Genomic DNA, 9,624 nt, shown 5'->3' on the forward strand with positions numbered 1-9,624 from the left:
AAGAAGGGGTAGCCATGTTTGTAGATAAAGCGAAGATTTATGTAAAAGCCGGAGACGGAGGGGACGGAATTATTTCGTTCCGTCGTGAGAAGTATGTACCAAACGGCGGACCTGCCGGGGGTGATGGAGGCAGAGGAGCTGACATCATTTTCCGCGTGGATGAAGGTTTGCGTACATTGATGGATTTCCGTTACCAGCGTCACTTCAAGGCCCCTCGTGGTGAGAAGGGACGCAATAAAAGTCAGCATGGTGCGAACGCTGAGAACATGATTGTCCGTATTCCACCTGGGACTGTGATTTTGGATGAAGACAGTGGAGAGGTATTGGCAGACCTGACGCGTCATGGTCAACAGGTTGTCGTTGCGCGTGGTGGCCGGGGCGGCCGGGGGAATATCCGATTTGCCACACCAAATAATCCAGCTCCTGAACTTGCTGAAAATGGTGAAGAGGGCGAAGAGCGCTATATTGTGCTAGAGCTTAAAGTTATGGCGGATGTTGGTTTGGTTGGTTTTCCGAGTGTCGGGAAATCTACCCTGCTGTCCGTTGTATCAGCGGCGAAGCCGAAGATCGGAGCCTATCACTTTACGACCATTACACCTAACCTGGGTGTAGTCGGTGTAGGTGAAGGACGCAGCTTCGTTATGGCCGACTTGCCAGGACTGATTGAAGGTGCTCATGAAGGTATCGGACTTGGACATGAGTTTTTGCGCCATGTTGAACGTACCCGCATCATTATTCACGTTGTGGATATGTCTGGCTCGGAAGGACGCGATCCGTTTGAGGACTGGGTCAAAATCAACGAAGAGCTGAAGTTGTATAATCCGGTACTCGCGGAGAGACCTCAGATTGTGGCAGCGAACAAAATGGATATGCCGGAATCGGAAGAGAATCTGGAGCAATTTATGCAAAAGGTTCGTGAAGTTCAGCCGGATATTGAGATCATGCCAATTTCTTCCCTGACTCGCAAAGGAATACAGGAACTCCTGTATCGTGCGGCGGATCTGCTTGATCAGATTCCGGACGAAGTCGTGGTAGAAGAAGTAGCGGACATATCTGAACGCAAAGTGTACAGTCTGGATAAGAAAGAGGACGAAGGCTTCCGTATTGTGCGGGAGAATGAGATCTTTGTTGTTGAGAGTGCCAAGATTGATCGCATGATGAAACGGATGCAGCTGAACTCGCATGAGGCCATCCTTAAACTGGCGCGTACACTGCGTCATATGGGTGTGGATGAAGAGCTCCGTAAACGTGGTGCTGAAGAAGGCACGATTGTGCGCATCGGTGATTTTGAATTTGAATTCGTTGAAGGCAGCAGCTACTATTAAGTTTGATATGTAAAATTTAATGTATGCCTGCTCAAATATATAGGACATGTAAACGCAGAGAAGTGGGAAATGACCCGCTGCTCTGCGTTTTTTTTGTTTTTTCCTAACATGTGGCAGGGAGAACCTTGTATACTTTGAGAAACGGTTTTGAAAAAAATAGACATGTAACGTATTGCCCTTTTAGTATAGATCCGATATAATGTCCACTATATGAAAACATGAGTCTTTGAGGAGAGGACGTTCTGTGAATGAACGCTATTACTTAGTACGGGAAGACATTTTACCGGAAGCAGTGGTGAAGACGATGCAGGTGAAAGAGCTGCTTGCTTCGGGGGATGTCAAAACAGTGCATGAAGCGGTAGAGCAGGTCGGATTAAGCCGAAGTGCTTTTTATAAGTATAAGGATGGAATTCACCTCATCAACCAATTGGAACGGGAAAGAATCGTCACCATATCGATTGATCTGGAGCATCAGTCTGGTATATTGTCTCGCGTGTTGGGACATGTGGCTGGATATGGAGCCAACGTACTCACGATTAATCAGAGTATCCCGCTTCAAGGAAGAGCCAATGTTGTTATCTCGGTAGAGACGTCACATCTTCACGGAGAAATCGGTGAAATGTTGGATCGGATGCAGGATATGCCGGGGGTTCGGCGCACACGGATTGTAGGTCAGGGCTAACTGGATTTTATCTCATAACGTCCGGATATATGAAAAAAACTGCTTCATTGTACACAGAGAGCGTACAGAGGTGGCAGACATAAAAGACATTAGGGGGTAGATCGTTGGTGAAACCGGTAAAAGTAGGATTATTGGGACTCGGAACAGTAGGTACCGGGGTTGTTCGCATCGTGGAAGGGAACCAGGAGGATCTGAGCAGTCAGGTCGGCTCACCGATTGTTATCGAGAAGATTTCTGTAAAAAATACGGTTAAGGATCGCGTCATTGCAGTGGATCGAGCCAAACTGACAGAAGATCCGTGGGAAGTGATTCGCCACCCGGACATCGATGTGATCGTGGAGGTTATGGGTGGTATTGAACAGACGAAGGAGTACATTCTTGAAGCGCTGGAGCGGGGAAAACATATTGTCACGGCAAATAAGGATCTGATGGCTCTCCACGGCTCCGAGATTTTGGCGAAGGCACAGGAGAAGAAATGTGATGTCTTCTATGAAGCCAGCGTAGCTGGTGGGATTCCCATTATCCGCACCCTGATTGAAGGTTTCTCCTCTGACCGGATTACCCGTATTATGGGGATTGTGAACGGAACAACGAACTTTATTTTGACCAAAATGAGCCAGGAAGGTGCTTCTTATGAAGAGGTCCTCGCAGAGGCACAGGCTCTGGGTTATGCGGAAGCTGACCCAACATCGGATGTGGAGGGACTGGATGCCGCTCGCAAAATGGCAATATTGGGAACGCTGGGTTTCCGCACCAATGTGGAGCTCCAGGATGTGGCAGTTAGTGGTATTTCGTCCGTAACCCGTGAGGACATTACGTATGCCAGAAGACTCGGCTATGAGATGAAACTCCTTGGAATTGCGGATTGCCGTGATGACGAGATCAATATCAGTGTTCAGCCTACCATGGTGAGACAGAGTCACCCGATTGCCTCCGTTAATGGCGTGTTCAATGCAGTTTATGTACACGGGGAAGCAGTAGGCGAAACGATGTTCTATGGTGCGGGTGCAGGTGAACTTCCAACGGCCACTTCCGTCGTTGCAGATCTGGTGGCTGTGATCAAAAATCTGAAGCTTGGCGTAAACGGACTTAAAGCCATCGTTCCTTACAAGCAGAAGCGTCTGCAAAGCGATGAACAGATCATGTCAAAGAACTTCATTTTGCTGCACGTGGACGACAAAGCGGGCGTTTTGGCGCAAATTACGCAGATTTTTGCAGAGTATGAAGTCAGCCTGGCTTCGGTTGTTCAACAGCCGAACGAGCATAATCCGGATGCCGAGATCATCATCGTTACTCATAATGCAAGCAAGGCAAGCATGGATAAAGTGTTGAAACACTTTGAATCTCTTAGCGTTATACGCCGCATCAAGAGTGTATATCGGGTTGAGGGGTAAGGTTATTTTTCTAATCCTGTCCGTTCGAATTGCTAGGTTAAATTGAATTACAATTTTTAATACTATAAATTCAGGTCTTCATATTCGTATTACTTAATCATAAAGGAGCTTACTACAATGAGATATCAAGGATTGCTGCAAACGTACAAAGAGTACCTTCCGGTTAATGAAAATACACCTATGCTTACGCTTCAGGAAGGAAATACCCCACTCGTTCATGCCGAAAATCTGTCCAAGGAACTTGGACTGAATCTATATTTTAAATACGAAGGCTTGAACCCAAGTGGTTCTTTCAAAGACCGCGGTATGGTAATGGCTGTTGCGAAAGCAATGGAAGAGGGCAGCCGTACCATCATGTGTGCCTCCACGGGCAATACTTCTGCAGCTGCTGCAGCATATGCAGCACGCGGTGGTCTGAACTGCATCGTGTTAATCCCTAACAATAACATTGCACTGGGCAAGCTGGCCCAGGCCATGATCTACGGAGCCAAAGTGATTGCGATTAACGGTAACTTCGACCGTGCACTGGAAATTGTACGTGAGATTACAGCGAAGCATCCCATCACACTGGTGAACTCTGTGAATCCTTACCGCATCGAAGGTCAAAAAACAGCTGCATTTGAAGTGGTTGATCAATTGGGTCAAGCACCTGACGTACTTGCAATCCCAGTCGGCAATGCAGGGAATATCTCTGCTTACTGGAAAGGCTTCAAAGAATACAAAGAGGCGGGAAAATCGGATTCCTTGCCGCGGATGGTTGGATTCGAAGCAGAAGGCGCGATGGCAATCGTTAAGGGAGAGCCGATTCTTGAGCCTGAGACTGTGGCCACTGCGATTCGCATTGGTAACCCGGCTAGCTGGAAGACCGCTGTGACCGCTGCTGAAGAGTCCGGTGGACAGATCAATTATGTAACGGACGAGGAAATCTTGACAGCATATCGTACGATTGCGGCACGGGAAGGTATCTTCGCTGAACCGGCATCGGCTGCTTCGGTTGCGGGAGTATATAAATTGAAGCAGGAAGGATACTTTAAAGGCGGAGAGACGGTTGTATGTGTCTTGACGGGTCATGGTTTGAAAGATCCGAACATCGCGATCAAAACGGTAGCAACAGAGCCGCTTGTAGTAGATGATTCGGAAGAAGCGGTTATGGCGGCTATTGCACAGCTGGAGCAGCAATCCGTATGAGTTTGCAGCAACGAGTTACAGTAAAAGTACCTGCAAGTACAGCCAATCTGGGTCCAGGGTTCGATACCCTGGGCATGGCATTGTCTTTGTATGCCTGGATTGAGATGAAGCCGTCCGAACAAACGGTGTTTGATCTGTATGGAGATCATCTGAATGGTTTGCCAACGGATAGATCCAATCTAATCTACGAAGTCGCACAGATGGTATTTAATGAAGCAGGCGTGTCTGTTCCTGAACTGGAAATTTCCATGTTTTCGGATATTCCTCTTACCCGTGGACTGGGAAGCAGCGCATCTGCCATAGTTGGTGCTCTGGCTGCTGCGAACGCCTTAATTGGTTCTCCGCTATCGGACGATAAGCTAATGGATATGGCTACTTCGCTCGAAAAGCACCCGGATAATGTGGGTGCTTCTCTATATGGGGGTATTATTGCGGCTGCTTGGGATGGCAGTCGTGTGGATCACATCCGTATTGAGCCGCATCAGGATTTACAGACGTTGGTCATTGTGCCGGACTTTGAACTATCGACTTCCAAAGCAAGAAATGTCATTCCACAGCAATTTGACAAGTCGGATGTCGTGCATAATATCAGCAGGTCTTCCCTGTTGGTTGCAGCGCTGGCAAGCGGGCGACTGGATGTGATACAAAGGGCGATGCTGGATCGTATTCACCAACCATACCGAGCATCTCTGGTACCCGGCATGACTGAAATTTTGGAACATGCTGTACAGCATGGTGCTTTGGGAGCTGCACTAAGTGGAGCCGGACCAACCGTTCTGACATTGGTGGATCGGCATGATCCCCGCAAAGCCGAGCTGGAACAGTATTTGATGGAGACCATGGGCAAGGAAGGCATTAATGCAACGCCACTATGGCTGGATCCGGACCTGGACGGTGTAACCGTGCTGCCTGATCAAGATGAACGTCCTTTTTTGGACAGAATTAAAGGGGAAGTTAAAGCATGAAACGAATTGCCGTATTACCTGAAGGCTCCGTTTCCCATGAAGCTGTAGAATTTCTGTTTAATGGGGAACCGCTGGAGCTGCTTCATTCCAAACTGATTTCTGATGTGTTTCGCGCCACGGATAGTGGCAAGTCACAATATAGCGTCATTCCCATTGAAAATACAATTGAAGGCTCCGTTAGTTTGCATATGGACTGGCTGGTTAACGAAGTGGATATTCCGATGCAAGCGGAGTGGGTGTATCCCTCCATACAAAATGTGATTGGACATGGTTCCGAGTTCGCTGACGGGAGCGGTGCATACGACTTCAGCAAAATTACCAAGATCATGTCTCATCCGGTAGCTATTCCGCAGTGCCAGAACTTTATCCGTCTTCATTCCCCAGATGCTGAGCTTGAGGGCGTCAATAGTACGGCAGAAGCGGTCGAGTTGGTAAAAAAGAATCCCGGAAAGGGCTGGGCCGCTATTGGCACCCGCCTTGCTGCACAAAAGCATGGATTGGATATCATGGCTGAACGGGTGACTGATCATGATAACAATTACACCCGTTTTGTACTTATTGGTCATGAACCAGTGCAGATTCAACGTGAGCCGGATCATGTAAAAACAAGTTTGCTGGTTACACTGCCTGAAGATGCACCTGGTGCTCTGCATCAAGTATTGTCCACATTCGCCTGGAGAAAGCTGAATTTGACTAGGCTGGAGTCTCGTCCTACGAAGAAAAGGCTGGGTAGTTACTATTTTTATATCGATGTTGAAGAAACCGTAGAATCCGTATTGCTCACAGCAGCCATGGCTGAGATTGAGGCATTGAATTGTCAGGTCCGTGTTCTGGGCAGTTATCCCTGCTATACATATCCTTCATTGAAAACTACCTGATAAACGGGTAGGATTTGCTGAGGATTGGCATTGAGATGGGTAAAAAGTGAACTTAAAAGCTTGCCATATGTTGTACAATGTAATGGAACAATTCAAGATTCGGGAGATAATGATTGGAAATTAAACGGAGGTGCAGTCATCCATGTCAGAACAGTGGATTTATTTGGATGGTCAATATGTAACCAAGGAGAACGCAACCGTTTCCGTGTATGATCACGGCTTTTTGTACGGGGACGGAATTTTCGAAGGTATCCGGATTTATAACGGCAATATTTTCAGATGCAAAGCGCATTTGGACCGTTTGTACGATTCGGCAAAATCGATCAGTTTGAACATTCCTTTATCCTATGATGAAATGCTAGAAGTAATGGCAGAAACAGTGCGCCGCAATGATATGCGTAACGGCTATATCCGTTTAATCGTATCTCGTGGACCAGGTAATCTGGGTCTGGATCCGCTGCGCTGCCCGAAAGCGTCTGTTATTATTATTGTGGAGCAGCTAGCAATTTATCCTGAGGAAGCATATCTTACAGGGTTAAAGGCCGTATCTGTATCTCAACGCAGGAATATCCCGGATGCACTGAATCCCAAAATCAAATCATTAAATTATCTGAATAACATCCTTGTTAAAATCCAGTCCAACTATGCAGGTGTTGGCGAAGCAATCATGCTGAATTCCCAAGGATATGTTACCGAAGGATCAAGTGACAACATTTTCATTATCAAAAATGGGGTAGTCTACACACCGCCTTGTTACCTCGGAGCTCTGGAAGGTATTACGCGTCAGGCTATTATTGACCTGTGTGGGGAATTAGATCTGGAGTTAAAAGAAGTTCCATTTACCCTGCATGATGTGTACATCGCTGACGAAGTCTTTTTCACGGGAACAGCCGCAGAAGTCATCGCTGCATATGAGGTTGATGGAAGAACAATTGGATCGGGTGTAGCTGGCCCAGTCACGTTGAGACTGCTCGAAGCGTTCCGTCAAATTGTAGACAAAGATGGTTATAAGGTTTGGGAAGCTTAACCCTTCTAAACATATTGAAATGCAATATCCTTCTTGTCCAATAAGATCACCATCCTACATAGGGTGCGGGTTTTGGAGGCGTGGAGGATTTTTTTTGTTTAGATGATGTCATTAGCCCAGTTTCTGCATAGGATGTAGTAACGGTATGGGCGAATGCACTGCCCAAGTAACACGTCTAGGAGGTTAGTTCCCCGTGAAAATACACATGGTGAAAAAAGGCGACACGTTATATTTACTGTCCCAAAAATATAATGTGGGCCTGGACAAAATTATTGCGGCTAATCCGCAAATTACTGATCCCGACAAGCTGGATATCGGTATGAAAGTTAAAATTCCTGCGGAGCCAGTAACACCAAAACCGGAAGGAATACTGCACAGTCACAAAGTCCAGCAGGGTGATTCTTTATGGAAGCTGTCTCAGGCTTGGGGAGTCTCATTAAAGGATATGATCAACGCAAACCCTCAGTTGAAAAACCCGAACGCCCTGCTTGTAGGAGAGACAGTCTATATCCCGTCCCAACCTGTTCAGGGAAATACGGTTACAGGAAGCAGTACGGGTAATGTCGCTGCTCATGAAAAGCTTTCACCTGAAGGCAAGGAGTATACAGGTGTCAAAGAAGAGCCAGCACCACCAGCACCACCAGCACCAGAAATACCTAAGGCAGTAGAAGAGGCGCCAGCCCCTACACCAGCCCCTTTACCAGCAAATCCTGTCATACCAAATGTGATGCCTGAATTGGAAGTACTGCCGCAGTTACCTGAGCTCCCTGAGGTTAAACCGGAGAAGGCACCTGAGAAAAAAGAACAGGTGGCCCCAGCTGCCGAAGTACAGCCTTTGCCGGAAGTGCCAACATACACCATGCCTAATCTCTCTCCTGAAATTATGCCGCTACCAGTCATCCCTAATACGAAGTCGCCGTCTGTCGTTTCACCTGCGACCAAATCTCCTTGTGGCTGTGGTAAAAAACTGCATCATGCGCCGGCTGAGCATCCATATGCTCAAATCCCTGTCCCTGTTCAAGAGGTTTATGCTGTTCCTGAATCATCACATATTGCTGGCTTTAATCACAATTCTGGGTTCCCAGGGTTACCTGAAGCTACTCCTTATTCGGTGAGCCCTTCTTACCAAGGTCAATGGACAGAGCAGAACCACAATAACTTTACGCCGAATTTGGCTCCTGAACATCAGCAGGACAATGTTTATCCAGCCGCACCCGCTGCACAAGTCAACAGCCCGTTCCCTCCATTTGTTGCGGATACACATATGAACCAGCAGCCGTTTATTTCCCCTTACTCAACACTTCCGTATCCACCTTGTGGATGTGGCGGACATACGCATAACCCGCATTACGGCCACACTGGATACAATTATCAGGATCCTGCGTGGGGGATGTATGGTTCATATGACCCGTACGGTGTACAGACGCATATGGGGCCAAACATTGTACCAAACCAGCCCGTAGAGTATGCATATCAGAATCCGTATCCTTCACAAAACATGGTGCCCCCATCTCCTCTGGGAGCTTTTGGGGAACTGTACCCAGCTCAAGGCAATGTTGGAACTAAAAAAGGCGGACGTGAAGAAGCGGATTTAAGCCAGTCCAATGTATCCGGAGAAGAAGTAACAGAAGCAGGGGGCAAAACCAAGCAAGCTTCTGCAAAAACCGGCACGGCAAAACGCAGAACAAGCAAATCAAGTGGTAAAAGAACATCCAAAGTATCTGTTTCTTCTGCAAATGGAAGACGTAACTCAGAGGCGGAGAAACGTAATTTAACCAAAAAACGTCGTAATCCCTGGATACAGTCTTAGTTAATACAGACAAGATCGCTGATCCAGATTGTTAAAAGGAGGCCGGCCTATGTTGAAAAGCTGGCCTCTTGCTTTAAATAAGAGGAGAGGAATGAGGAAACGAAGGAATGTGAACTAGAAGTAAACGAAAAGTTGTAAAATAATTGTTAATTCGTTGTATGTGTGATAATATATCCATACGTTTTATTTTATCCCTATCTATATTATTTCAATGGATTTTGGTAGAGTAATTGCGTATCTAAAATCTATGAAATAAAAAAAGAAAAAAGTGTTGCATTGATCTGATCGATATGTTATATTATTTAAGTCGCCGCTGAAACACAGCGCTGGCGCGATAGAGAAACACGTTAACCAA

At 46.8% G+C, this 9,624-nt stretch carries 8 protein-coding genes; all 8 read left to right on the forward strand.

The genetic code is table 11. The annotated features are described in order from the left end of the window. The first annotated feature begins 14 nt into the window (after nt 1-14). Nucleotides 15-1,325 carry a GTPase ObgE gene (gene obgE, locus PIL01S_RS28385; RefSeq protein ID WP_127541097.1) on the forward strand — a complete coding sequence of 437 codons (1,311 nt, stop codon included), beginning with the start codon at nt 15-17 and terminating at the stop codon, nt 1,323-1,325. A gap of 244 nt (nt 1,326-1,569) precedes the next feature. Then, nucleotides 1,570-2,007 (forward strand): ACT domain-containing protein, encoded by a 438-nt coding sequence (locus PIL01S_RS28390; protein ID WP_024633956.1) that lies wholly within the window; start codon nt 1,570-1,572, stop codon nt 2,005-2,007. A 107-nt stretch (nt 2,008-2,114) separates the two neighbouring features. Continuing rightward, nucleotides 2,115-3,401 carry a homoserine dehydrogenase gene (locus PIL01S_RS28395; protein ID WP_095293333.1) on the forward strand — a complete coding sequence of 429 codons (1,287 nt, stop codon included), beginning with the start codon at nt 2,115-2,117 and terminating at the stop codon, nt 3,399-3,401. 117 nt (nt 3,402-3,518) lie between these two features. Further along, nucleotides 3,519-4,589, forward strand: a complete 1,071-nt coding sequence (gene thrC, locus PIL01S_RS28400; RefSeq protein ID WP_127541099.1) for a threonine synthase — start codon at nt 3,519-3,521, stop codon at nt 4,587-4,589. Continuing rightward, complete coding sequence (gene thrB / locus PIL01S_RS28405) at nt 4,586-5,554, forward strand: homoserine kinase (RefSeq protein WP_127541101.1); 969 nt, start codon at nt 4,586-4,588, stop codon at nt 5,552-5,554. The genes thrC and thrB overlap by 4 nt, the downstream gene beginning before the upstream one ends. Then, nucleotides 5,551-6,432: a prephenate dehydratase gene (gene pheA / locus PIL01S_RS28410; RefSeq protein ID WP_127541103.1), complete on the forward strand. Its 882-nt coding sequence runs from the start codon at nt 5,551-5,553 to the stop codon at nt 6,430-6,432. The genes thrB and pheA overlap by 4 nt, the downstream gene beginning before the upstream one ends. A gap of 142 nt (nt 6,433-6,574) precedes the next feature. Beyond that, nucleotides 6,575-7,459 carry a branched-chain-amino-acid transaminase gene (gene ilvE / locus PIL01S_RS28415; protein WP_095293327.1) on the forward strand — a complete coding sequence of 295 codons (885 nt, stop codon included), beginning with the start codon at nt 6,575-6,577 and terminating at the stop codon, nt 7,457-7,459. 193 nt (nt 7,460-7,652) lie between these two features. Further along, the gene (locus PIL01S_RS28420) at nt 7,653-9,269 is read left to right on the forward strand and encodes a LysM peptidoglycan-binding domain-containing protein (RefSeq protein ID WP_127541105.1); all 1,617 of its coding nucleotides are present in this window, start codon (nt 7,653-7,655) and stop codon (nt 9,267-9,269) included. Nucleotides 9,270-9,624: the final 355 nt, after the last annotated feature.

The sequence above is a fragment of the Paenibacillus illinoisensis NBRC 15959 genome (assembly GCF_004000925.1).
Classification (GTDB): domain Bacteria; phylum Bacillota; class Bacilli; order Paenibacillales; family Paenibacillaceae; genus Paenibacillus; species Paenibacillus illinoisensis.